Here is a 23,599-nt window from a genome sequence, read left to right on the forward strand (position 1 = left end):
ATGGCACTGGTCGGACTGGAGGAGCTGCGCGCGGCTCGGCAGCGGATCGCGGGGGTCGCCGTGCGCACCCCGCTGGTTCCCGCCCCCTGGGCGGCCGAGGGGGAGCGGCGGCTCTGGCTGAAGCCCGAGAACCTCCAGCCGACCGGGGCCTTCAAGACCCGCGGCGCCTACAACCGGCTCGCCGCGCTCACCGAGGACGAGCGTGCCCGGGGCGTGGTCGCCCAGTCCAGCGGCAACCACGCGCAGGCGGTGGCGTACGCGGCCAGGACGCTCGGCATCAAGGCCGTGATCGTGATGCCGGACGCCTCGCCCGCGGTGAAGGTCGAGGCCACCCGCTCGTTCGGCGCCGAGGTGATCCTGGTCGCGCCGCAGGAGCGGGACACCCTGCCCGCCGAGCTGGCCGAGCGGCACGGCTACGTCTGGGTCCCCCCGTACGACGACCCGTTCATCATCGCGGGGCAGGGCACGGTCGGCCTGGAGATCGCCGAGGACGCCCCCGCCGAGCTGGACACCGTCCTGGTGCCGGTCAGCGGCGGCGGCCTGATCGGCGGCACGGCGGCCGCGCTCAAGCTCACCCGCCCCGGCATCCGGGTGATCGGCGTGGAGCCCGAACTGGCCGCCGACGCCCGGGCCAGCCTGCGGGCCGGCCGCCTGGTCGAGTGGCCGGTCGCCGACACCTACCGGACCATCGCGGACGGGCTGCGCACCCCGTCGCTCGGCGTGCTGCCGTTCGAGCACGTCACCGCCTACGTGGACGACATCGTCACCGTCACCGAGGACGAGATCCGGGCCACCGTGGCCGTGCTGGCCCGCCGCGGCCGGCTGGTCGCCGAGCCCTCCGGGGCGGTCGCCCCGGCCGCCTACTTCCACCGCGCCGCCGAGACCGGGGGCCAGGTGGTGGCGGCCGTGGTCAGCGGCGGCAACGTCGACCCGACACTGCTCGCCGAGCTGCTCCGGGCATAGGCGTAACCTCGTTCCGGCAAGGAAACGAATGTCGGAGGAGGCGGGGCACCGCATGGACGCAGGGCTCAAGCGCGAGCTGGAGGCGAAGGTCTACGCGGGTGAGCGGCTGACCCGCGAGGACGGGATCGCGCTCTACGAGAGCGACGACCTGGCCTGGCTGGGCGGGCTGGCCCACCACGTGCGGACGAGGAAGAACGGCGACGTCGTCCACTTCAACGTCAACCGCCACCTCAACATGACCAACGTGTGCAACGCGTCCTGCGCGTACTGCTCGTTCCAGCGCAAGCCGGGCGAGAAGGACGCGTACACGATGCGCATCGAGGAGGCCGTCCGCCTCGCCAAGGCGATGGAGAGCGAGTCCCTCACCGAGCTGCACATCGTGAACGGCCTGCACCCGACCCTGCCGTGGCGCTACTACCCGCGCTCGCTGCGGGAGCTGAAGGCGGCACTGCCGAACGTCTCGCTGAAGGCCTTCACCGCCACCGAGATCCACTGGTTCGAGAAGATCAGCGGCCTGTCCGCCGACGAGATCATGGACGAGCTGATCGACGCCGGCCTGGAGTCGCTGACCGGCGGCGGCGCGGAGATCTTCGACTGGGAGGTCCGCCAGCACATCGTCGACCACGACACCCACTGGGAGGACTGGTCGCGGATCCACCGCCTCGCGCACAGCAAGGGCCTCAAGACGCCCGCCACCATGCTGTACGGCCACATCGAGGAGCCCCGCCACCGGGTGGACCACGTGCTGCGGCTGCGCGAGCTCCAGGACGAGACCGGCGGCTTCCAGGTCTTCATCCCGCTGCGCTACCAGCACGACTTCCACGACTCCAAGGACGGCGTCGTGCGCAACAGGCTGATGGCCCGTACCGAGATGGCCACCGGCGCCGAGGCGCTGAAGACCTTCGCGGTCTCCCGGCTGCTCTTCGACAACGTCCCGCACGTCAAGGTCTTCTGGGTGATGCACGGCGTCACCACCGCCCAGCTGGCGCTCAGCCACGGCGCGGACGACATGGACGGCTCGGTGGTCGAGTACAAGATCACCCACGACGCGGACAACTTCGGCACCCCGAACAAGCTCGGCCGTGACGACCTGCTCGGGCTGATCCGCGACGCCGGCTTCCGCCCGGTGGAGCGCAACACCCGCTACGAGGTCATCCGTGAGTACGACGGCCCGGACCCGATGCGCCGTGAGTCCCCGCAGGCGATGCGCCTCTGACCCGTCCACCCGCGCGGATCCACCCGCCGCCCCGGCCGATCGAAGGCCGGGGCGGCGGTTGTCTTCACGGCCTCCGCACGGGGCCCGGGTTTACCAACGGGTGCGGCGTTTGGCAGGATCGAAGGCATGTCCGGTTCTGATCGTGCCACCGCGTACCCGCCGCACCAGCCGTCGCAGGAGCCGGTCGACCTGATGCCACACCAGCAGGACGAGGGCTTCCAGCCGTACCGGCAGCCGGTCCGGCAAGAGGACCACGGCCAGTACCAGCCGTACGGCCAGGCGTCCGACGGGTACTACGAGACGTACGACCAGTCGTACCCGCAGTACCAGCCGTACCAGGCCGAGCCCGTCACCGAGCCGCTCTCCGAGTCCGTCTACTACGAGGCGGAGCCCGCTGCCGCGCCCGTCCACCAGGAGCCCGTCGCCTACGAGCCGCTCGCCTACGAGCCCGTCCACCACGAGCCCGTCGGCTACGAGCCGCTCGCCTACGAGCCCGAGCCCGTCGCGCCCGCGCCGGGTGCCCGGGCGGCCGCCCGGGGACGGCGGCGCAAGGCCAAGCAGAAACGTCACGGCAAGGCCATGATGGCCGGCACCGCGCTGCTGGTCGCCGCCACCGCCGGCTGGTACGCCGTCGGCCAGGACGACGCCAAGCCCGGCATCGCCGCCGCCGACGGCCCAGGACCGGAGGGCGTCAGCAAGCCCGACCAGCCCGCCCCGGCCCCCGCGGCCGCCCAGGCCGCCTCCAACCGGCAGGCCGCCGCCCCGGCCGCGGACCGCAGCCAGACCCGCGCGGACGGCTCGGTCGCCGCGATACCCGGCCTCGGCGCGACCTTCACCGCGAAGATCCCCGCCGAGACCACCCAGGTCGTGGTCGCCTCCGGCCAGGACAAGAACACCGACAAGAACACCGTCACCCTCTGGACCCGCACCCCCGAGGGCCGCTGGCTGGCCGGCGAGACCTGGCAGGGCCACAACGGCAAGAACGGCTGGACCACCGACCACAACGAGGGCGACCTGCGCAGCCCGATCGGAGTCTTCGGCCTCACCGACGCGGGCGGCCGCAAGGCGGACCCGGGCAGCAGGCTCCCGTACGACAAGGACCCGAGCTTCGTGGTCTCCGGCACGGGCTTCTTCGGAGACCAGCTGGAGGGCTCCTTCGACTACGTGGTCGCGATCAACTACAACCGCGTCGCCGGCAAGTCCCCGCTCGACCCGCGCCGCCCGATGGGCCCCAAGAAGGGCGGCGGCATCTGGCTCCACGTGGACCACGACGGCCCGACCCACGGCTGCGTGTCGATCCCCGAGGACAAGATGGCCCAGTTGATCCGCACCCTGGACCCGGCGGCCCACCCGGTCATCGTGATGGGCGACGCACCCACTCTGGCCGCCTGACCTCGGCGTACGCGGAACCCGGGCGCCGCAAGGGCCCTTGTCGACCTCCTACAGATCGAGAGGGCGGATCCTGTCACCGGTCATGCCATGCTGACCAGCGGGTAACCCGGTTCCATGGCAGTATGAGCGGTTCGCGCATTGTGGCACTCGGCCACTACCAGCCCCCCAAGGTCCTCACCAACGACGACCTGGCGGCGCTGGTCGACACGGACGACGAGTGGATCCGCACCCGCGTGGGCATCCGCACCCGGCACGTCGCCGAGGACGAGACCCTGGTCGACCTCGCCACCGAGGCCGCCCAGAAGGCGCTCGCCAACAGCGGCCGGACGGCGGCCGAGATCGACCTCGTCGTGGTCGCCACCTGCACCGCGATCGAGCGCAGCCCCAACACCGCCGCGGCCGTCGCCGCCCGGCTGGGCGTGCGCTCGCCCGCCGCGTACGACATCAACACGGTCTGCTCCGGCTTCTCGTACGCCCTGGCCACCGCCGACCACGCGATCCGGGCCGGCGCGGCCCGCCGCGCCGTGGTGATCGGCGCCGAACGGATGTCCGACACCCTCGACTGGACCGACCGCTCCACCTGCGTGATCTTCGGCGACGGCGCGGGCGCCGCGGTGGTCGAGGCCCAGGAGGACGGTGCCGAGCCCGGCATCGGACCGGTGATCTGGGGCTCGGAGCCGGAGCGGGGCGACGCCGTGGTGATCACCGGCTGGGACCCGGTGATCAGCCAGCAGGGCCAGTCGGTCTTCCGCTGGGCCACCACCCAGCTCGCCCCGCTGGCCCGCCAGGCCTGCGAGCGGGCCGGGATCGACCCGTCCGAGCTGAAGGGCTTCGTCCCGCACCAGGCCAACCTGCGGATCATCGACGCGATCGCCGGCAAGCTGGGCCTCGGCGAGGACGCGGTGGTGGCCCGGGACGTGGTCCACTCCGGCAACACCTCGGCCGCCTCGATCCCGCTCGCCTTCTCCAAGCTGGTCGAGCGCGGCGAGCTCTCGCCCGGCGACCCGGTCCTGCTCTTCGGCTTCGGCGGCGGCCTGGCCTACGCCGGCCAGGTGGTGCGCTGCCCCTGACGCCACGGCCCCGGGCGGCCCCGTGAGGCCGCCCGGATGCGCCGGCGGCGCCGTCCGGACCCGAACACGCCGTGGGCGGGCACCCTGTCGCGGGTGCCCGCCCACCGGCATGTCTGGCGCGCGTGCGGTACGTCGGCGGACCTCCCCCGAGGACACGGCCGTCGTCCGCCGTACCCCGGACAGGAGGCCGGGGCTGCGCGCGGAGTGGATGGTGGATCGGAGGAGGGTCCTACTTGGGCGCCTTCTTGCCGGTGACGCCCAGGTACACCAGGGGAGCGAGGTTGGGCTTGAGATCCTTGACCTTGACGCCCCAGGAGGTGAAGGCCTTCTGGTGCTCGGCCGCCGAGGCGAGCAGCGAGACCAGGGCCCCGGCCACGGCGTTCGGGTCGAGCGACTTGTCGGCCTGGCCCTTCGCCTGGAGTTCCCTGACGGCCTCGGCGAGCGGCTTGGCGACCGCGTTGAGGACCGTCATGCGGATCTTGAAGAACCGCTTGTCCCCTTCGGCGGCACCGAGCGTGACCACTCGGAGAATGGCGTCGTTCTTGCGCCAGAAGGCGAGGAATCCGTCGACCAGTTCTTCCGAAGTGGTCGGTCCGGACTTCCCTGCCCAGGACTTTCCGGCCACCAGCTCTTTGAGCTGGTCGGCGTCCTTGGCCATTTCCTCGGCGATTTCGAGGACAGCGCCCTCGACATCCGGGAAGTACTGGTAGAAGGTCGCGGGGGAGGTACCCGCCATACGGGCGACGTCGATGACCTTGACGTCCCGATAGGGCGACGTGCTGAGCATCTCGCGGAGGCAATCGAGCAGCTTCTGCCGCGTCTCCTGTCCGCGTCGCCCGGCGACGCGACCGTCGACGGTGCGAACTTGTCCTGTCATGCCGTCAGCTTACCGTGGCAAGATCTTGGCGCGATTCGGTGATGCGACTATTACTCCGCACGGGGGGTCGGTTATAGCGTCATGAACCGCTTCGGACGGATATTCACCGGGCCTCGAAGCCCCTGTTGAAGCCCCCCCGTGTGCTTTTGACCTCACAGCGTGACGGCGAGTCCGCTGAGGGGTGGTCGGGTGACAGAGCGTGACGATGGCCGAGGATCGCGGTGTCGTCCGGAAGTGGACGGTCCGCGGCTCCGCGCGCAAGCCGCCCCGGAGCGGGCGTCAGGATCCGGCCGTTCCGTCCTCGCTGGTCAGGGGCCTGTCCGGGGCGCCGTCCGGGCCCGAACGGCGCGTTCCGGCGGATGGGGGAGGTTGGATATGCGTGGGGCGGCATTGGAGAATCGGGTCCGGCACCACGCGGCGGGTGCGGACAACGGGGAGGTGGCAGCGGAGTGGACCAGCTGACGGCGCACGATCCGAGGCGGATCGGGCCCTTCGAGGTGCTGGGGCGGCTCGGCGCGGGTGGGATGGGGCTGGTCTACCTGGCGCGTTCCGCGTCGGGGCGGCGGGTCGCCATCAAGACCGTGCGGGGTGAGCTGGCCGAGGACGAGCTGTTCCGGGTCCGCTTCGCCCGTGAGATCGAGGCGGCCAAGACGGTCGGCGGCTTCTACACCGCGGCCGTGGTGGACGCCGACGCGGACGCCCGGGTGCCCTGGCTGGCCACCGCGTACATCCCGGCCCCCTCGCTGGAGGACCTGGTCGAGGAGTGCGGCCCGCTGCCGGTGGAGGCCACCCGCTGGCTGGTCGCCGGCATCGCGGAGGCCCTCCAGTCCATCCACGCGGCCGGGCTGATCCACCGCGACCTCAAGCCCTCCAACGTCCTGGTGGTCGAGGACGGCCCGAAGGTGATCGACTTCGGCATCGCCGCCGGCGTGTCCAGCACCCGGCTCACCATGACCAACGTCGCGGTCGGCACGCCCGCCTACATGTCCCCCGAGCAGGCCAGGGACAGCCGGACCGTCCGGGGCGCCAGCGACGTCTTCTCGCTGGGCTCGCTGATGGTCTTCTGCGCCACCGGGCACCCGCCCTACCGGGGCACCAACCCGGTCGAGACGGTGTTCCAGCTGCTGCGCGAGGAACCGGACCTGACCGGCATGCCGCCCGAGCTGATGGACCTGGTCCGCGCGTGCATGCAGCAGGCCCCCGAGCGCCGGCCCACGCCGGCGCAGATCCAGACCGAGCTGGCCCCGCACCTCTTCTCCCGGGACGACGCCTCCGGCGAGGCCGGGGACTGGCTGCCGGTCGACGCGCTGGAGCTGATCGAGCGCAAGCGGGGCCGCCGCCCGGCCGCCCCGCCGCCGCGCCCGCCGGCCGCGCCGCCCCAGCCGCCCCCGCACCCGCAGGTGCCGCCCCCGCACCTCCCGCCGCAGCACCCGGCACCGGCCGACCCGCGCACCAACCCGGGCGGGCGGCACGCGCAGCCGCCGGCCGGGCCGGTGCACAGCCTGCCGCGGCCGGGCCAGGCCTCCGAGGCCGAGATCCCGACCGCGAAGGTCGCCTACCCGAACCGGCACCGGGCGCCGACCGGCGGCTCCGTCGAGGTGCAGCTGTCCGGCGCCTCGGTGCGGATAGGTCCGGGGCCCCGGGCCGAGTACGAGCAGCCGGGCCCGAACACCGCCCCGGCCACGACGGACTGGGTCCGCCGGGCCCCCACCCCGCCGCCCCCGCCGGTCGCCCGCTGGCGTCCCTGGCGGTTCCGGATGTCCAACGACGTCTGGGGCACCCCGGTGGTCGCCGACGGCACGCTCTTCGTCTCCAGCTTCGAGGTGCACGCGCTGGACGTCGCCTCCGGCGAGCGCCGCTACAAGACGCGGGACGTCGCCTGGGCGCTCGCGGTGGACGCCGGCCGGGTGCACGCCGCGGACGGCCCGCACCTGTACACGGTGGACGCCGCGGACGGCACCGAGCGCTGGCGCACCTCGCTGGACGGCTGGGTGTACTCGCTCTCCGCCGCCGAGGGCGTGCTCTGCTGCGGGATCAGGGGCGGCGGCGTCCAGCTCCGCTCGGCCGCCAACGGCGCCGAGCTGTGGCGCGCCGACGACGCCCAGCAGGACTACGAGAACCCCCAGTCCGGACCGGTCCTGGTGGGCGGCGCCGCCTACTACTACGGCGGCGGGCGGCTGCGCTGCGTCGACCCGCGGGGCGCGGGCCTGCGCTGGTCCTTCCAGGTCGGCGAGGACGTGCCCTCGCACCCGGTCGAGCGCGGCGGCGTGCTGTATGTGTCGGCCGGCACCCGGGTGTACGCGCTGGACGCGGCCAGCGGGGCCGAGCGCTGGCGCTTCGAGGCCCCGGTGGTGCTGTTCACCCCGCCCGCCCTGGACGCCGACGCGGTCTACGTGGCCGACTACCTGGGCACGGTCTACGCGCTGGACGCGGCCACCGGCCTGGACCGCTGGCGCGGGGTCACCGGCCGCCGCCAGGGCGCCGACCCGGTGGTGGTCTCGGACGGCATGGTGCTGGTCGGCAACGGCGAGGTGCTGTACGCCTTCGAGGCGGCCACCGGCCGTGAGCGCTGGCGCTACACCGCCCGCGGCGAGATCGTCGGCTCCCCGGCGGTGGCCGACGGCCTGGTCCACCTGGGCAGCCGGGACCATTCGCTGCACACCCTGGACCTGGCGAGCGGTCAGCTGCGCTGGGAGCTCGGTACCAAGGGCGAGCTCACCGGCTCGCCGGTGGCGGTCGGCGGCCGGGTCTTCGTCGGCTCCAAGGACCGCTGCGTGTACGCGCTGGACGCCTTCTACGGAACGGCGGTGCCCGCCCGCTGAAGCGCGGGCGGACACCGCCGGTCGGCCGGGTCGGGCCGGATCAGGCCTTGCGGGCCCCGGGGTGGCGGCTGCACCAGCCGTCCCACGCGGAGGAGACCATCTCCGTCACGTCGTGACGGGCGGTCCAGCCCAGCTCCCGGTGGATCAGGTCGGCGGAGGCCACCACCCGGGCCGGGTCGCCGGGGCGGCGCGGGGTCACCTCGGCGGTGGTGTCGTAGCCGGTGACCTTGCCGATCACCGCCAGCATCTCCTTGACGCTGACGCCCTCGCCGCGGCCGATGTTCAGCACCAGGGAGGTCGCGCCGGCCGGGTCGGCGGCCATCCGCTTGGCGGCCGCCACGTGCGCCGAGGCGATGTCGGAGACGTGGATGAAGTCGCGGACGCAGGTGCCGTCCGGGGTCTGGTAGTCGTCGCCGAAGATCCGCGGGGCCTCGCCGGCGGTGAGCCGCTCGAAGACCATCGGGATCAGGTTGAACACCCCGGCGTCGGAGAGCTCGGGGGAGGCGGCGCCGGCCACGTTGAAGTAGCGCAGGGCCACGGTGGACATGCCGTGGGCCTTGCCGGCCGCGGCGACCAGCCACTCGCCGGCCAGCTTGGTCTCGCCGTACGGGCTCATCGGGGCGCAGGGCGTGGACTCGGTGACCAGGTCGACGTCCGGCATGCCGTAGACCGCGGCGGAGGAGGAGAAGAGGAAACGCTTCACCCCGCCCTCGGCGGCGGCCTCCAGGACGGTCTGGAGGCCGATCATGTTCTCGCGGTAGTACAGGAACGGCTGCTCGACGGACTCGCCGACCTGCTTCTTGGCGGCGAAGTGCAGGATGCCCTCGACGCCGTGCTCGCGGATCGCGGCTTCCAGGGCGGCGCGGTCCAGGGTGGAGCCCTCGATCAGGGGGACGCCGGCCGGGAGCCGGGAGGCGTCGCCGGTGCTGAGGTCGTCCAGGACGGCGACGCGCTCCCCGGCGTCGAGCAGCTGTCGGACGACGTGTCCGCCGATGTATCCGGCACCGCCGGTGATCAACCAAGTCATGGCCCGAATCCTAGGCGCTCGGATTCGATCGCCACGTTCGGGCGAGTCGGGACAACAAAGCGGACAAAACGGTGAAAAGCTGACAAGGATTTCCGTGCGTTCATGACTGCGCCCGCTCGGCGCGGTGACGAATCGGAGGCAGCCAGGTGCGCCGTCACAAGGAACACGCCAGCCCCCTGCCCGCCGGACCGCGGCCGATCGGGCCGTGGGCGCGGGGCCGGCGGCTGCCGGGAGTCGTCGCGATGGCGCTGGTGGCCGTGCTGGCGCCGGCCGGGTGCAGCAGCGGCTCGTCCTCCTCGTCCACCCTCGCCGCCACCGCCTCGCCCCCGGCCACCGCCTCGCCCCCGGCCGCCTCGACGAACGGCGCGACCCAGTTGCAGGAGGCCTACCAGGCGGTGATCGCCAACGTGCTGCCCTCCGTGGTGCAGATCACCACCGGCGACAGCCTCGGGTCCGGGATCGTCTACGACGACAAGGGCGACATCGTCACCAACGCCCACGTGGTCGGCACCGCGACCGGCTTCACGGTGACGCTCGCCAACAGCACCACGGCGCTGGACGCCGGCCTGGTCGCCAGCTACCCCGACTCCGACCTCGCGGTGATCCGGCTGAAGAACCCGCCGAGCGGTCTCAAACCGGCCAGCTTCGGCGATTCGAGCAAGGTCCAGATCGGCCAGATCACCCTCGCCATGGGCAGCCCGCTGGGCCTGTCCGGCAGCGTCACCCAGGGCATCGTCTCGGCCATCGGGCGGACCGTCTCCGAGCCCCAGGCGCCGGGGTCGCCGGGCGCCACGATCAGCAACATGGTGCAGACCTCGGCGGCGATCAACCCGGGCAACAGCGGTGGCGCGCTGGCCGACCTGGACAGCAAGGTGATCGGGATCAACACGCTCGCCGCGACCGAGCCGCAGACCAACGGCGCGGCCGCCCCCGGCATCGGCTTCGCCATCCCGGCGAGCACCATCACCAACATCGCCGACCAGCTGATCAAGCAGGGCAAGGTCACCAACTCCGGCCGGGCCGCGCTCGGCATCACCGCCCGGACCAGCTTCAACCAGCAGTTCCAGCCCACCGGTGCGGTCATCGTGGCGGTCACCCCGGGCGGGGCGGCCGCCTCGGCGGGGCTCCAGGTCGGGGACGTCATCACCAAGATCGGCGACACCCCGGTGGACTCGCTGAACGCGCTCACCACCGCGCTCGCCGCGCTCAGCCCGGGCAGCAAGACCACCGTCACGTACACCAGGAACGGCGAGACCAGGACCGCCGCCGTCACCCTCGGCGAACTGGCACTCGCCCGGACCTCGCCCTGAGCCCCGGTACGGGGACGCCGGGCCGCACGCCGCGCAAGGGTTCAGCGGGCCGGGTGCCGTACCGGACCGGCGCCGGGACCCCGTCTCTGCCACGACGGGGTCCCGGCGCCTTGCCGTGTTCCGGGGCAGGGGTGGTCAGCGGCGGGCGGTGCGGGTGCGCCAGGGCAGCTCGACGGTGACGGTGGTCGGCCCGCCCTCGGGGCTCTCCACCAGGAAGACCCCGTCCACCGCGCGGATCCGCTCGGCCAGTCCGGCCAGTCCACTGCCCGGGTAGGGGGCCGCGCCGCCCTTGCCGTCGTCCTGGACCAGCACCATCAGCTGGTCGTCCGAGCGCCAGACCTCGACCGACGCGGAGCGGGCGCCGGCGTGCTTGGAGACGTTGGTCAGCAGCTCGCTGACGGTGAAGTAGGCGATGCCCTCGACCGCCGAGTCCGGGCGCTCGGGCTGCCCGTCCGCGCCGGCCAGGTCGACGTTCACCCGGACCCCGCCGGGGACGGTGCAGCGGGCGGCGACCGAGGAGAGCGCGGCGTCCAGGCCGCGGTCGGTGAGCACCGCCGGGTGGATGCCGCGGGCCAGGTCGCGCAGCTCCTGGAGGGCCAGCTTCACCTCGCCGTGGGCGTTGTCGACCATCCTGGTGGCGGCCGCCATGTCGTCCTCGCTCTCCACCTCGCGCAGCCGCTCCTTGGCCATGCCGAGGTCCATCGCCAGCGCGACCAGCCGGGCCTGGGCGCCGTCGTGCAGGTCGCGCTCGATCCGGCGCAGGTCGGCGGCGGCGGTGTCGACCACGGTGCCGCGGTCGTCCTCCAGCTCGCGCACCCGCTCGGCCAGGGCGCCCGGGAAGAGCAGCGACTCGATCAGGATGCGGTCGACCGCCGCCAGCCCGCGGACCACCCAGGGCAGCACCGGCCAGAGCGCGATCACCGCGACCAGGGTCAGCGCGAAGCTGAGCACGCCCCACGGCAGCATCAGCACGTTGTAGAGCGCCGAGCGCCAGTTCAGCAGGTCGGTGAGCTGGGCGATGGTGTAGCCGACCATCCCCGGGCGGCGCGGCTTGACCGGCTCCGGCTCGTCGATCCCGGAGCCGTACGCCACCCGGGCCCGCTGCCGGCCCAGCGCGCCCAGGGAGCGGGAGACGGCCAGGCCGCCGGCCAGCAGCGGCAGGCCGATCACGGTGATCGACAGCCCCAGGCCGACCGACAGAGTGGTCACCGCCAGCACGAAGCCGAAGATGCCGAGCGGCAGGTTGAGCAGCAGCCGGCCGACCTGGTGCCACATCCTCGTGCCGTACAGCGGCGGACGCTCCATCCGAGCGTCCTGCTCCTTGATGGCGTCCACGGCGCGGTGCAGCGGCTTCATCCGGATCTACCGTCCCTCTTCGTCGTGCGGGTGGACCAAGCTTCCCGAACGCCGGGCGGTGCAGGCCATGGGGGTGATACATCTTCCCGGCCGGGGGTTAACCCCACCCCGGGCGGGGGTGCCGGAGGTCCGCCGGGGTGTCCAGCGGCCGTCTTGCCAAGCGGGCAGGGTTCGGGCGGAGCGCGGCGGTCCCCTTAGACTCACGCTTTGGCCATGGTTGGGTCCGTGAGAGCAAACGTCGTAGAACTGTCCTGAGGGCGGATTCACGGCCGAGGTGGAGGCGAAGGCATGGAGGGGAAGCACGCGGCTGCCGTCGCGGCCGACCCGGCGGTCGGCAGCGGCTACTTCGACGCGTACGCCGCGATGGGCCTGCTGGCCGTCGTCGGGGTGCTCTTCGTCGCCGTGGCGTTCACCGCCAACCGGCTGCTGCGGCCCGTGGTGTACTCGCCCGAGAAGCTCCTCGCCTACGAGTGCGGGGTGGACCCGGTGGGCGAGGACTGGGCGCACACCCAGATCCGCTACTACGTGTACGCCTTCCTGTACGTGATCTTCGCGGTGGACGCGATCTACCTGTTCCCCTGGGCGACCGTCTTCGCCTCCGCCGGGTACGGCGCCGGAACGCTGATCGAGATGTTCCTGTTCATCGGGTTCCTCGCGGTCGGGCTGCTGTACGCCTGGAAGAAGGGTGTTCTGGAATGGACGTGACGCACTCCCACTCCCACGGCGGCGCGCAGGGCGGTCCCGTCCCGCTCGGTCTGCCGGACCCGGCGCGCCCCGGCGCCGTCGAGCGCCGCGGCATAGGCCCGCTGGCCCGGCTGGCGCCGGACCCGGTCAAGGTGGTGCTCAACTGGGGGCGCCGCTACAGCCTCTGGTGCTTCAACTTCGGGCTGGCCTGCTGCGCGATCGAGTTCATCGCCGCGTCCATGGCCAAGCACGACTTCATCCGGATGGGTGTCATCCCGTTCGCACCCGGCCCCCGTCAGGCTGATCTGATGATCGTCTCCGGGACCGTCACCGACAAGATGGCGCCCGCCGTCAAGCGCCTCTACGAGCAGATGCCCGAGCCGAAGTACGTCATCTCCTTCGGCGCCTGCTCCAACTCCGGCGGCCCCTACTGGGACTCTTACTCGGTCACCAAGGGCGTGGACCAGATCATCCCCGTGGACGTCTACGTGCCCGGCTGCCCGCCGCGGCCGGAGGCGCTGCTCCAGGGCATCCTCAAGCTCCAGGAGAAGATCGCCGCCGAGTCCCTGCCGGACCGCTACACCACGCCCGCGGCGGCGCTGCGCCGCCCGCTGGTGGCCGGGCCGCAGGCCGGTTCCGGGGCCGGCACTGCGACCGCGGGAGCCGGCCCTTCGACCGAGGGAGGGGCCTCGTGACTTCCGCCGAGCAGTACGCGGCGTCGGTCGGGGAGTGGGCGACCGGCGCCGAGGCGTACGGGCTGACCACCGTCGACGTCCCGGCCGAGCACTGGATCGAGGCGCTCACCAACGCCCGCGACGTCCTGGGCCTGGGCTTCTTCGACTGGCTGAGCGCCGTCGACGAGCTCGCCGACGGCTTCTCCGTGGTCGCGCACCTGGCCGCCGTCGAGGCTCCGGGCGTGCGGCACCTCGCGCTGCGCACCCGGCTGCCGCGCGACGGGGCGGCGCTGCCGACCGCCGTCGGGGTGTACGCGGGTGCCGCCTGGCACGAGCGCGAGACCCACGAGATGTTCGGCATCGACTTCCCCGGGCACCCCCACCTGGTCACCCTGCTGCTGCCGGACGGCTTCGAGGGGCACCCGCTGCGCAAGGAGTTCGTGCTCGCGGCCCGGGTCGCCAAGGACTGGCCGGGCGCCAAGGAGCCGGGCGAGTCCGACCACGGCGGCGGGCCGGCCCGGCGCAAGATGCAGCCGGCCGGTGTGCCGGACCCGAACGAGTGGGGGCCGCTCAAGGGCACCCTGCCGCCGGTCGCCGAGCGGCCCGCGCGCGGTGCGCGGGCGGCGGGTGCGGCGGCGCGGACGCCCCGGGCGGCCGCCGGTGCCGGTGCCGCCGGTGCCGCCGCCGAGGGCGGCGCTCCGGTGCGGGCGGACCGGCCGCGGCGGACCAGGTCGGTGTCGGAGGGGTCGGCGAGCCAGGCGGCCGCCGAGGCCCCCGCGGCGGTTCCGGCCGAGGGCGGCGCTCCGGTGCGGGCGGACCGGCCGCGGCGGACCAGGTCGGCCTCCGAGGGATCGGCCGGCCAGGCGGCGGGCCAAGGGGCCGACCAGCCGGCCGCCGAGCCGGCCGCCGAGCCGGCCGCCGAGCCGGCCGCCGAGCCGGCCGCCGAGCCGACGGCCGGGCCCGCGGCTCCGGTACGGCCCCGGCCCTCCGACGCGCCCCGGTCCGCGGACGCGCCCTGGCACAACCCGGTGCCCGCCCACGACGAGAAGCCGTCGGACGGGAAGCCCTCCGAGGAGAAGCCGTCGGGCGAGCCGGCCGGGCAGCAGGACGAGACCTCGGCCGGAGCGGCCGACCAGGACGGAGACGGCGCGTGAACCTGCTCGACACGGTGCTGCGCTGCGTCGCCACCCTCGTCGTCTTCCTGGTGTTCCCGCTGGTCATCGGCCAGACCGAGCACAAGGTCATGGCGCACATGCAGGGCCGGCTCGGCCCGATGTACGCGGGCGGCTTCCACGGCTGGGCGCAGCTCGTCGCGGACGGCGTGAAGTTCGCGCAGAAGGAGGACATCGTCCCGGCCGGGGCGGACCGCCGGATCTTCCAGCTGGCGCCCGCCGTCTCGCTGCTGCCGTACCTCTTCGTGCTGCTGGCGATCCCGGTCGGCCCGGACGGCTTCGTCGGCCAGGCGGTCGACGCCGGCCTGTTCTTCGTGCTGGCCGTGATGGGCGTCGGCGTGATCGGCAAGCTGATGGCCGGCTGGGCCTCGGCGAACAAGTTCTCGCTGCTCGGCGCGCTGCGCACGGCCGCCCAGCTGATGTCGTACGAGCTGCCGATGGTGCTGGCGGCGGCCTCGGTGGCGATGGCCGCCGGCACGCTGTCGCTGCCCGGGATCGTGGACGCCTGGGAGTGGTACTGGCTGCCCTGGCAGATCATCGGCGCGTTCGTGTTCTTCACGGCCGGTCTGGCCGAACTCCAGCGGCCGCCGTTCGACATGCCGGTCGCCGACTCGGAGATCATCTTCGGCGCGTACACCGAGTACACCGGCCTGCGGTTCGCCCTGTTCCTGCTGTCCGAGTACGCGGGCATCCTGGTGGTGTCCGCGCTGACCGCGGTGCTCTTCCTGGGCGGCTGGCACGGACCGCTGTCGGACCAGCTCGGCTGGCTCTGGATGATCCTCAAGACCTTCGCGCTGGCCTTCGTGGTCATCTGGCTGCGGGTCACCTACCCGCGTCTGCGCGAGGACCAGCTGATGCGCTTCGCGTGGACGGTGCTGATCCCGCTCGCGCTGGTCCAGCTGGCCCTCACCGGCATCATCAAGGTGGCGATCTCATGAGTTTTCCCGGTGTCGGGCTCGCGAAGGGCCTGGCCGTGACGCTGCGGACGATGACGAGGAAGAGCGTCACCGCGCAGTACCCCGACGTGCAGCCGGTGCTGCCGCCGCGTTCCCGCGGCGTCATCGCGCTGCTGGAGGAGAACTGCACGGTCTGCATGCTCTGCGCGCGCGAGTGCCCGGACTGGTGCATCTACATCGACTCCCACAAGGAGACGCTGCCGGCCGCCGAGCCGAACGCCCGGGCCCGCACCCGCAACGTGCTGGACCGGTTCGCCATCGACTTCTCGCTCTGCATGTACTGCGGGATTTGCATCGAGGTCTGCCCGTTCGACGCGCTGTTCTGGTCGCCGGAGTTCGAGTACGCGGAGACCGACATCCACGAGCTGACCCACGAGCGGGAGAAGCTCCGCGAGTGGATGTGGACCGTCCCCGCGCCGCCGGCGCTGGACCCGGCGGCCGAGGAGCCCAAGGAGATCGCCACCGCGCGCAAGGCGGCGGACAAGCTGGCGGCCGCTGCCGCAGCCGCCGCGGCAGCGGCTACCGAGGAGAAGGGTGACGACGCGTGATCGGTGCCACCACGCTTCTCGCGGCGACCGGCTCCCTGGAGCCGGCCGCCCGTTCGTTCCTGTCCCCGACCGGCCAGGAGATCGTCTTCCTGCTGGTCGGCATCGCCGTGCTCGGCTCGGCCGTGGTCTCGGTGACCACCAGGCAGCTGGTGCACGCCGCGCTCTGGCTGGTGGTCGCGCTCGGCGGGCTGGCGGTGGAGTTCCTGCTGCTCACGGCCGAGTTCATCGCCTGGGTGCAGGTGCTGATCTACCTCGGCTCGGTGGTCGTCCTGGTGCTGTTCGGGCTGATGCTCACCAAGGCGCCGATCGGGCGCTCGCCGGACGCCGACTCCAAGAACCGCTGGGTGGCGCTGGTCGTGGCGCTGGCCTCGGCCGGGACGCTGGTCACGCTGGTGGTCGACGCCTTCCGGACCTCCTGGATCGACCTCGGCCAGGGCGGCGGCTCGGCCGCCGTCACCGGGGCCAGCCTGTTCCGGCACTGGGTGCTGCCCTTCGAGGCGCTGTCCGTGCTGCTGCTGGCGGCGCTGGTCGGCGCGATCGTGCTGTCCCGCGGCGCCAAGCGGCGGGTGCCGGCGCCCCGGGCGGGCAAGCTGCGCGCCGGGCGGCCGGTCGGGTCCAACGGGACGGTCGCCGCGACGGCGCCGAAGCCGGTTCCGGCGGCCGCCGAGCCGGTGACCGCCGAGCCTTCGACCGCCGAGCAGCCGACGGCCGCGCAACCGACCGCCGAGCCGTCGACCTCTGAGCAGGAGGGCTGATGCACCTCGCCTATCCCGCCGTCCTCGCCGCGCTGCTGTTCAGCGTCGGCGTGTACGGCGTGCTCGCCCGGCGCAACGCCGTCCTGGTGTTGATGTCCGTCGAGCTGATGCTCAACGCCGTCAACCTCAACCTGGTCGCCTTCGACGCCTGGCTGCGGGACTCGCTGCACGCCGGGCAGGCGCTCACCCTGTTCACCATCACCGTCGCCGCCGCCGAGATCGGGCTGGGACTCGCCATCGTCCTGCTGCTGTTCCGGGCCCGGGGCACCGCGGACATCGACCGGGCCACCGCGCTCGGCGACCCGGCCGAGGCGCTCGCCGTCGAGGAGACGCCGGTCGACGCCGAGGCGCCGGTCGGAGCCGAGGCACTGAAGGGCCGGGCCGCCGCATGAACCTCGCCCTGCCCGTACTCGTCCCGGCGCTGCCCGCGCTCGGCGCCGCCGCGACCCTGGCCGTCGGCAAGAAGGCGCCCGGGCTGGCCCGGCCGCTGGCGATCGTCCCGGTCGCCGTCTCGGCGGTGCTCGCCCTGGTGGTCGCCCTCCAGCTCGGCACCGGCCAGACGCTGGACGCCGCCACCAGGCTCACCCCGACCGGCGGCCCGGACATCGCGCTCGCGCTCCACCTGGACGGCTTCAGCTCGCTGATCTCGGTGCTGGTCGGCCTGGTCGCCACCTGCGTCCAGGTCTACTCGACCGCGTACCTCAAGAAGGACCCGCGCTACCCCTCGTACGCGGCGCTGGTCTCGCTGTTCACCGCGGCGATGTTCCTGGTGGTCTACTCGGGTGACCTGATCGTGCTGCTGGTGGGCTGGGAGGTCATGGGCCTGTGCTCGTACTTCCTGATCGGCCACCACTGGGAGACCGCGGACGCCCGCTCGGCCTCGCTGAAGGCCTTCCTGGTCACCAAGCTCGGTGACGTGCCGTTCCTGTTCGGGATCTTCCTGCTCGGCGCGGACGCCGGCAGCTTCCGCGTCCCGGACGTGCTGGCGGCCGCGACGGAGGGCCGGCTCGGGCACCCCACGCTGACCGCTCTGCTGCTGCTCGCCGGCGTGGCCGGCAAGAGCGCGCAGTTCCCGCTGCACACCTGGCTCCCGGACGCGATGGCCGGCCCGACCCCGGTCTCCGCGCTGATCCACGCCGCCACCATGGTCGCGGCCGGCATCTACCTGGTCGCCCGGCTGCTGCCGGTGTTCCTGCTGTCGGGCGCGGCGCTGGTCGTGCTCGCGGTGATGGCCGCCGTGACGATGATCGGCTCGGCGCTCTGCGCGCTCGCCCAGGACGACCTCAAGCGGGTGCTCGCCTACTCCACCGTCGGCCAGCTCGGCTACATGGCCGGCGCGCTGGCCAGCGGGGACCGCGAGGCCTCGGTCTTCCACCTGGTCAGCCACGGCGCGTTCAAGGCGCTGCTCTTCCTGGCCGCCGGTGTGGTGATCCACGCCGCGCACACCAACTCGATCTCCGCGATGTCCCGCATCCCGGGGCTGCGCAAGCGGGTGCCGGACGCCTACTGGACGATGGGCATCGCGCTGGTCGCCCTGGTCGGGCTGCCGCCGTTCTCCGGCTTCTTCAGCAAGGAGGCGGTGCTGACCGCCGCCGAGCACGCCGCCAAGGGCGAAGCGCTGACCAACGGGCTCGGCCCGGCCTCGGCGGTGCCGCAGGCCGCCGGGTGGATCGTGCTGATCTCCGCCGGGCTCACCGCGCTGCTGACCGCCGCGTACGCGGCCAGGCTCTTCCTGGTCGCGTTCCACAGCCCGGCCGGGGCCGCCGCGGCCGCCCCGAAGGTGCTGCCCGCCGCCGACCGGGCCACCGTCGCGGCCGATCACGAGGCCGACGCGCCGTACTCGCCCGAGCTCGACGAGGCCGACCCGGCCGCCGCCGAGCCGCCCGCGATGCGCTGGCCGCTGTGGGTGCTGGCCGTGCCGACCATGGGCTTCGGCATCGCCGGCCTGCGCTCGGACTGGCTGCCCGCGCTGCTGGACGGCGGCTCGCTGCGGCCCTCCGCCGTCACCGCCGTCACCGGGACCGGGCTCGCCGTCGTCGGCGCGCTCGCCGCGTACGGCGCCTGGCGTTCGGCGACCGCCCGACTGGGCACCGGCCGCCCGGCCCCGGCCGCCGCCGGCCGGGTGCCCGAGCAGGGCGCCGCCCCGGCCGCCGAGGTGATCGTCGCCGACCCCGGGCGCACCCTGCTCGGCCCGCTGTTCGGCCCGGCCCGGCACGGCTTCGGCGTCGACCGGCTGTACCACGCGCTGTTCGTCCGCCCGGTGGGCGCCGCCGCCAAGCTGGTCCGCTTCCTCGACCGCGAGGTCGTCGAGACCTACGTGCGCGGCAGCGCGGTGGGCGCCAACCTGCTCGGCCGGGCCGTCCGGCTCGCGCAGACCGGCAACGCCCAGACGTACCTCAGCGCCCTGCTGGCCGCCGTCGTCCTGCTGGCCGTCCTGGTGGCGGTGTAGCCGGTGCTGCTGTCCTCCACCTCCGTCCCCTCGACCGCTGCTGGGAGCCCCCGATGAACGCAGTCCTCATCGCCCTCCTGGTGCTGCCGCTGCTCGGTGCCGCACTCACCCTGGCGCCGGTGTTCGGGCCGGACCGGGCCGTGGCCGACCGGCGGGCACTGCGGCTGAACACCGTCGTCACCGGCGCGGTGTTCCTGCTCACCGTCGCCCTCGCGGCCGGCTTCGACCACGACGAACCCGCCCGGATGCAGGCCACCACCGACGTGTCCTGGATCCCGGCCCTGCACGTGCGCCTCCACCTCGGGGTGGACGGCGTCTCGCTGCCGCTGGTCGTGCTGACCGCGCTGCTCACCTTCCTCTGCGCGCTGTACTCGGAGAAGAGGCTGCCGAACGGGGAGGGCGTCCCGTCGGCGCAGGCCTTCGTCGGGCTGTTCCTGCTGCTCGAAGTCGGCATGCTCGCCACCTTCGCGGTGCTGGACCTCCTGCTCTTCTTCGTGGCCTTCGAGATCGTGCTGATCCCGATGTACTTCCTGATCGCCCGCTGGGGGAGCGGGGCGAAGGTGCCGGCCGCCAACCGCTTCATCCTCTACACGCTGCTCGGCTCGGCCGTGATGCTGCTCGGCTTCCTGCTGATCGGCAGCAAGGCGGGCACCTTCGACATGCAGGCCCTGGCCGCCGCGCACGGCAGCGGCCTGAGCCACACCACCCAGGTGATCGCCGCGCTGGCGATCCTGGTCGGGCTCGCGGTCAAGGCCCCGGCCTGGCCGCTGCACAGCTGGCTCCCCGACGCGCACACCGCCGCCCCGACGGTGGGCTCGGTGCTGCTCGCCGGCGTGCTGCTGAAGATGGGCACCTACGGCCTGGTCCGCGTCCTCCTCCCGGTCGTGCCGGACGGCGCCGCCACGCTGGCCCCCTACCTGGGCGCCTTCGCGGCCGTCGGCATCGTCTACGGCTCACTGGCCTGCCTGGCGCTGGCCCGCCCCGGCGCCAAGGGCGACCTCAAGCGTCTGATCGCGTACTCCTCCGTCGGCCACATGGGCTTCGTGCTGCTCGGCATCGCCTCCCTCACCCCGGTGGGCGTCAACGGCGCGCTGTTCGCCAACATCGCCCACGGTCTGATCACCGGTCTGCTGTTCTTCGTCGTCGGCGCGCTCAAGGACCGCTACGGCACCGCCGACCTCGACACCCTCGCCGGCACCACCGGAGCCGCCCTGTACGGCCGGGCCCCGCGGCTCGGTGTGCTGCTCGCCTTCGCCGCCGTCGCCAGCCTCGGCCTGCCCGGCCTGGCCGGCTTCTGGGGCGAGCTGCTCGCCATGTTCGGCGCGTTCGACCCGGCCGACGGCCTGTCGCGCCCCGCGTTCGTCACCTACATGGTCCTGGCCGGCCTCGGCACCCTCCTCACCGCCGCGTACCTCCTGATCGTGGTCAAGCGCGTCTGCATGGGGGACCCCGAGCAGCCCGCACCGGTGGCCGAGCTCGCCGACCTGCGCCCGTACGAGGCCGTCAGCTGGACGCCGCTGGCCGCGCTCACCCTGCTCGCCGGCCTCTGGCCCGCGCTGCTGCTCGGCCTCTCCGATCCCGCCGTCAAGCACCTCCTCGGGGGTGGCTGACCGTGCTCGCAGCCCAGACCGCCGCACTCGGACCTCACTCCACGGGGCAGCACACTGTGACCTCCCTCGCCGTAGCCAACCCGGGCAGCCTGATCCAGTCCGTGGACTGGGTGGCGATCGCGCCCCCGCTGATCGCCGCCGTGGCCGCCCTCGCCGTGCTGCTCACGGACCTGTTCCTGCCCGAGCGGCACAAGCGGTGGCTCGGCCGCCTCACCGCGGCCGGACTCGCCCTCGCCCTCATCGCGCTCCTTCCCCTCACCGGCGGATCACCCCGAGCGACCTTCTGCGTGCAGAACGTAGCAGGGGGGTCTGACAACGGCGGTTGCTCGTACGTCGCCGACCACTTCGCCCTGGTGTTCCAGCTGCTCGCCCTCGGCGGCGCGCTGATCGCGGCGCTGCTGTCGGCGCACACGGTGGAGACCGAGAAGCTGCCGCGCGGCGAGTACTGGTTCCTGCTGCTTTCCAGCGCCACCGGCGCCGCCCTGCTGCCCGCCTCCCGGGACCTCGCCACCATGGTGATCGCCCTGGAGGTCGCCTCGCTGCCCGCCTTCGCCCTGGTGGCGCTGCGCCGGGACGGCCGGGGCGCGGAGGCCGCCTTCAAGTTCTTCGTCTCCTCGGTGACCGCGACCGCCGTGATGCTGCTCGGCGTCGGCTTCGTCTACGCGGCGAGCGGCAGCCTGCACCTCGGCGCCGTCGCCCAGGGCCTGGAGCACGCCCCCGGGCAGCTCAGGCCGCTGGCCGAGGCGGGCGCGGTGCTGACCCTGGTCGGCTTCGCCTTCAAGGTCGCCGCCGTCCCGTTCCACTTCTGGGTGCCCGACACCTACACCGGCGCCCCGCTGCCGGTGGCCGGCTACCTCTCGGTGGTCGGCAAGGCGGCCGGCCTGTCCGGGCTCGCCCTCGCCACCACCGTCGCGTTCCGCCCGTACGCCCACACCTGGGGCCTGGTGCTCGCCGTGCTGGCCGCCGTCACGATGACCGTCGGCAACGTCGGCGCACTGCGGCAGCGCTTCGACACCCGGTACAGCGCGGTGCGGCTGCTCGCCTGGTCCTCGGTCGGCCAGGCCGGGTACCTGCTGGTGCCGCTCGCCGCCGCCGGCTACGCGCCCACCGGCGTCGATCCGCTCGGCGCCACCGCCGCGTACGCGCTGATCTACGGCGTGGTGAACCTCGGCGCCTTCGGGGTGGTCGCCGCCGTCGGCCGCCGCGCCGGGACCAGCGTGGACGACTTCCGCGGCCTGTTCTCCCGCAACCGCTGGACGGCGCTGGCGCTCGCCTTCTTCCTGCTCTGCCTGGCCGGGCTGCCGCCGGGCGTGATCGGCCTGTTCGGCAAGGTCGTGGTGTTCCGCGCGGCGGTCGACGCCGGGCTGGGCTGGCTGGCCGTGGTGATGGCCGTCAACGTGGTCGTCGCCCTGTACTACTACCTGCTGTGGACGGCCCGGCTGTTCGCCCCGGCGGGCGACGCGCCCCTCGGGGAGGCCGCCGCCGGGCACCGCCTGCCGGTGAGCCTCACCGCGACCCTGGGGCTGACCGCCTCGGCGGCCGTGGTCCTCTCGGTGGCGCCGCAGCTGGTCCTCCAGGTGGCGGGCGGCTCGCTGTTCTGAGCCCCGGCCGGGACCGGGCCGCGGTGCTGCCGGGCGGTCCCGGGGCACCGTCGGGGGTGCGGTCCGGTGGTGTCGGGGGTGCGGTCCGGCGGTGTCGGGGTGCGGTCCGGCGGTGTCGCGTCGGTCACAAGGGAACAAGGTCCCCGGCCCCACCCGTTGACCGGGCAAGAGGGACGAGGCAGAAAGGGCTTCCCCACCGCACCATTGGAGGGCCTGACGTGCACAGCAGGCACAACGGACTGAGGACTGCGGTCCTGCTCGGAGGCCTCTCGGCGCTGATCCTGGTGATCGGCAGCCTCTTCGGCCGCACCGGCTTCCTGATCGCCCTGCTGGTCGCCCTCGGGACCAACGCCTACGCCTACTGGAACAGCGACAAGCTCGCGCTGCGGGCCATGCGCGCCCGGCCGGTCAGCGAGTTCGAGGCACCCGGGCTGTACCGGATCGTCCGTGAACTCTCCACCTCGGCCCGCCAGCCGATGCCCCGCCTCTACATCTCCCCGACCCCGGCCCCGAACGCCTTCGCCACCGGCCGCAACCCGCGCAACGCGGCGGTCTGCTGCACCGAGGGCATCCTGCGGATCCTGGACGAACGCGAACTGCGGGGCGTGCTCGGGCACGAGCTCAGCCACGTCTACAACCGGGACATCCTGATCTCCTCGGTGGCCGGGGCGCTCGCCTCGGTGGTGATGTTCCTGGTGAACTTCGCCTGGCTGATCCCGTTCGGGCGCAGCGAGGACGACGACGGCCCGGGGCTGTTCGGGATGCTCGCCATCATGATCCTCGGCCCGCTCGCGGCCGGGCTGATCCAGCTGGCGGTCAGCCGCTCCCGGGAGTACCAGGCCGACGCCGACGGCGCCCGGATCACCGGCGACCCGCTCGCCCTCGCGAGCGCCCTGCGGAAGCTCGACGCCGGCACCCGGCAGCTGCCGCTCCCGCCCGAGCCGCAGCTCCAGACCGCGAGCCACATGATGATCGCCAGCCCCTTCCGCCCCGGCGAGGCCGGCGCGAAGCTCTTCTCCACCCACCCGCCGATGGCCGAGCGCATCGCCCGCCTGGAGCGGATGGCGGGCCACGGCCGGTAGGGCCTGGGCGCCTCGGGCGCCGTACGCCCCCGAAC

General features: G+C 73.3%; 20 protein-coding genes. 17 read left to right on the top strand and 3 right to left on the bottom strand.

Going from position 1 to position 23,599, the window contains the following annotated elements; genetic code table 11:
• The 4 genes from ACZ5OX_RS09515 to ACZ5OX_RS09530 all read left to right on the top strand — a co-directional run bounded on the left by ACZ5OX_RS09515 (nucleotide 1) and on the right by ACZ5OX_RS09530 (nucleotide 4,641).
• On the top strand, nucleotides 1–963 hold the full coding sequence (locus ACZ5OX_RS09515; protein ID WP_465629406.1) for a threonine ammonia-lyase: 963 nt from the start codon (nucleotides 1–3) through the stop codon (nucleotides 961–963).
• A 52-nt stretch (nucleotides 964–1,015) separates the two neighbouring features.
• Entirely contained in the window at nucleotides 1,016–2,179 is a 1,164-nt protein-coding gene (gene mqnE, locus ACZ5OX_RS09520) for an aminofutalosine synthase MqnE (RefSeq protein WP_392867592.1), read from the top strand.
• A 126-nt stretch (nucleotides 2,180–2,305) separates the two neighbouring features.
• Nucleotides 2,306–3,571 (top strand): L,D-transpeptidase family protein, encoded by a 1,266-nt coding sequence (locus tag ACZ5OX_RS09525; protein ID WP_465629407.1) that lies wholly within the window; start codon nucleotides 2,306–2,308, stop codon nucleotides 3,569–3,571.
• A gap of 122 nt (nucleotides 3,572–3,693) precedes the next feature.
• Complete coding sequence (locus tag ACZ5OX_RS09530; RefSeq protein ID WP_465629408.1) at nucleotides 3,694–4,641, top strand: beta-ketoacyl-ACP synthase III; 948 nt, start codon at nucleotides 3,694–3,696, stop codon at nucleotides 4,639–4,641.
• A gap of 229 nt (nucleotides 4,642–4,870) precedes the next feature.
• Here ACZ5OX_RS09530 and ACZ5OX_RS09535 read toward each other — a convergent pair whose 3' ends face one another.
• Complete coding sequence (locus ACZ5OX_RS09535) at nucleotides 4,871–5,518, bottom strand: TetR family transcriptional regulator (RefSeq protein WP_049651546.1); 648 nt, start codon at nucleotides 5,516–5,518, stop codon at nucleotides 4,871–4,873.
• A gap of 449 nt (nucleotides 5,519–5,967) precedes the next feature.
• Here ACZ5OX_RS09535 and ACZ5OX_RS09540 point away from each other — a divergent pair, with 449 nt between their 5' ends.
• Complete coding sequence (locus tag ACZ5OX_RS09540) at nucleotides 5,968–8,340, top strand: outer membrane protein assembly factor BamB family protein (RefSeq protein ID WP_465629409.1); 2,373 nt, start codon at nucleotides 5,968–5,970, stop codon at nucleotides 8,338–8,340.
• A 40-nt stretch (nucleotides 8,341–8,380) separates the two neighbouring features.
• On the opposite strand, the gene galE is transcribed toward ACZ5OX_RS09540, so the two are convergent.
• Nucleotides 8,381–9,367, bottom strand: coding sequence for a UDP-glucose 4-epimerase GalE (galE, locus tag ACZ5OX_RS09545; RefSeq protein ID WP_465629410.1), 987 nt, complete (start codon nucleotides 9,365–9,367; stop codon nucleotides 8,381–8,383).
• Between the two features lie 242 nt (nucleotides 9,368–9,609).
• Between galE and ACZ5OX_RS09550 the strand changes: the two genes are divergently transcribed.
• Nucleotides 9,610–10,677 carry a S1C family serine protease gene (locus tag ACZ5OX_RS09550; protein WP_465629411.1) on the top strand — a complete coding sequence of 356 codons (1,068 nt, stop codon included), beginning with the start codon at nucleotides 9,610–9,612 and terminating at the stop codon, nucleotides 10,675–10,677.
• Between the two features lie 135 nt (nucleotides 10,678–10,812).
• On the opposite strand, the gene ACZ5OX_RS09555 is transcribed toward ACZ5OX_RS09550, so the two are convergent.
• Nucleotides 10,813–11,982 carry a sensor histidine kinase gene (locus ACZ5OX_RS09555; RefSeq protein ID WP_465629619.1) on the bottom strand — a complete coding sequence of 390 codons (1,170 nt, stop codon included), beginning with the start codon at nucleotides 11,980–11,982 and terminating at the stop codon, nucleotides 10,813–10,815.
• Between the two features lie 339 nt (nucleotides 11,983–12,321).
• Here ACZ5OX_RS09555 and ACZ5OX_RS09560 point away from each other — a divergent pair, with 339 nt between their 5' ends.
• The 11 genes from ACZ5OX_RS09560 to htpX all read left to right on the top strand — a co-directional run bounded on the left by ACZ5OX_RS09560 (nucleotide 12,322) and on the right by htpX (nucleotide 23,564).
• A complete protein-coding gene (locus tag ACZ5OX_RS09560) occupies nucleotides 12,322–12,738 on the top strand; it encodes an NADH-quinone oxidoreductase subunit A (protein WP_392867575.1) in 417 nt (138 codons plus the stop codon).
• Nucleotides 12,729–13,412, top strand: a complete 684-nt coding sequence (locus ACZ5OX_RS09565; RefSeq protein WP_465629412.1) for an NADH-quinone oxidoreductase subunit B — start codon at nucleotides 12,729–12,731, stop codon at nucleotides 13,410–13,412. Before ACZ5OX_RS09560 ends, ACZ5OX_RS09565 begins: the two co-directional genes overlap by 10 nt.
• Nucleotides 13,409–14,545, top strand: coding sequence for an NADH-quinone oxidoreductase subunit C (locus ACZ5OX_RS09570; RefSeq protein WP_465629413.1), 1,137 nt, complete (start codon nucleotides 13,409–13,411; stop codon nucleotides 14,543–14,545). Before ACZ5OX_RS09565 ends, ACZ5OX_RS09570 begins: the two co-directional genes overlap by 4 nt.
• Nucleotides 14,542–15,501 carry an NADH-quinone oxidoreductase subunit NuoH gene (gene nuoH / locus ACZ5OX_RS09575; RefSeq protein ID WP_465629414.1) on the top strand — a complete coding sequence of 320 codons (960 nt, stop codon included), beginning with the start codon at nucleotides 14,542–14,544 and terminating at the stop codon, nucleotides 15,499–15,501. The genes ACZ5OX_RS09570 and nuoH overlap by 4 nt, the downstream gene beginning before the upstream one ends.
• Complete coding sequence (locus ACZ5OX_RS09580; protein ID WP_465629415.1) at nucleotides 15,498–16,067, top strand: NuoI/complex I 23 kDa subunit family protein; 570 nt, start codon at nucleotides 15,498–15,500, stop codon at nucleotides 16,065–16,067. The genes nuoH and ACZ5OX_RS09580 overlap by 4 nt, the downstream gene beginning before the upstream one ends.
• Nucleotides 16,064–16,822 (top strand): NADH-quinone oxidoreductase subunit J family protein, encoded by a 759-nt coding sequence (locus ACZ5OX_RS09585; RefSeq protein WP_449788125.1) that lies wholly within the window; start codon nucleotides 16,064–16,066, stop codon nucleotides 16,820–16,822. Before ACZ5OX_RS09580 ends, ACZ5OX_RS09585 begins: the two co-directional genes overlap by 4 nt.
• On the top strand, nucleotides 16,822–17,214 hold the full coding sequence (gene nuoK / locus ACZ5OX_RS09590; protein WP_449788126.1) for an NADH-quinone oxidoreductase subunit NuoK: 393 nt from the start codon (nucleotides 16,822–16,824) through the stop codon (nucleotides 17,212–17,214). The genes ACZ5OX_RS09585 and nuoK overlap by 1 nt, the downstream gene beginning before the upstream one ends.
• Complete coding sequence (locus ACZ5OX_RS09595) at nucleotides 17,211–19,271, top strand: NADH-quinone oxidoreductase subunit 5 family protein (protein WP_465629416.1); 2,061 nt, start codon at nucleotides 17,211–17,213, stop codon at nucleotides 19,269–19,271. Before nuoK ends, ACZ5OX_RS09595 begins: the two co-directional genes overlap by 4 nt.
• A gap of 53 nt (nucleotides 19,272–19,324) precedes the next feature.
• Nucleotides 19,325–20,881 carry a complex I subunit 4 family protein gene (locus tag ACZ5OX_RS09600; protein ID WP_465629417.1) on the top strand — a complete coding sequence of 519 codons (1,557 nt, stop codon included), beginning with the start codon at nucleotides 19,325–19,327 and terminating at the stop codon, nucleotides 20,879–20,881.
• A gap of 56 nt (nucleotides 20,882–20,937) precedes the next feature.
• The gene (locus ACZ5OX_RS09605; RefSeq protein WP_465629418.1) at nucleotides 20,938–22,482 is read left to right on the top strand and encodes an NADH-quinone oxidoreductase subunit N; all 1,545 of its coding nucleotides are present in this window, start codon (nucleotides 20,938–20,940) and stop codon (nucleotides 22,480–22,482) included.
• 218 nt (nucleotides 22,483–22,700) lie between these two features.
• Entirely contained in the window at nucleotides 22,701–23,564 is an 864-nt protein-coding gene (gene htpX, locus ACZ5OX_RS09610) for a zinc metalloprotease HtpX (protein ID WP_465629419.1), read from the top strand.
• Nucleotides 23,565–23,599 lie beyond the last annotated feature (35 nt).

Source organism: Kitasatospora sp. NPDC032121 (assembly GCF_055580145.1).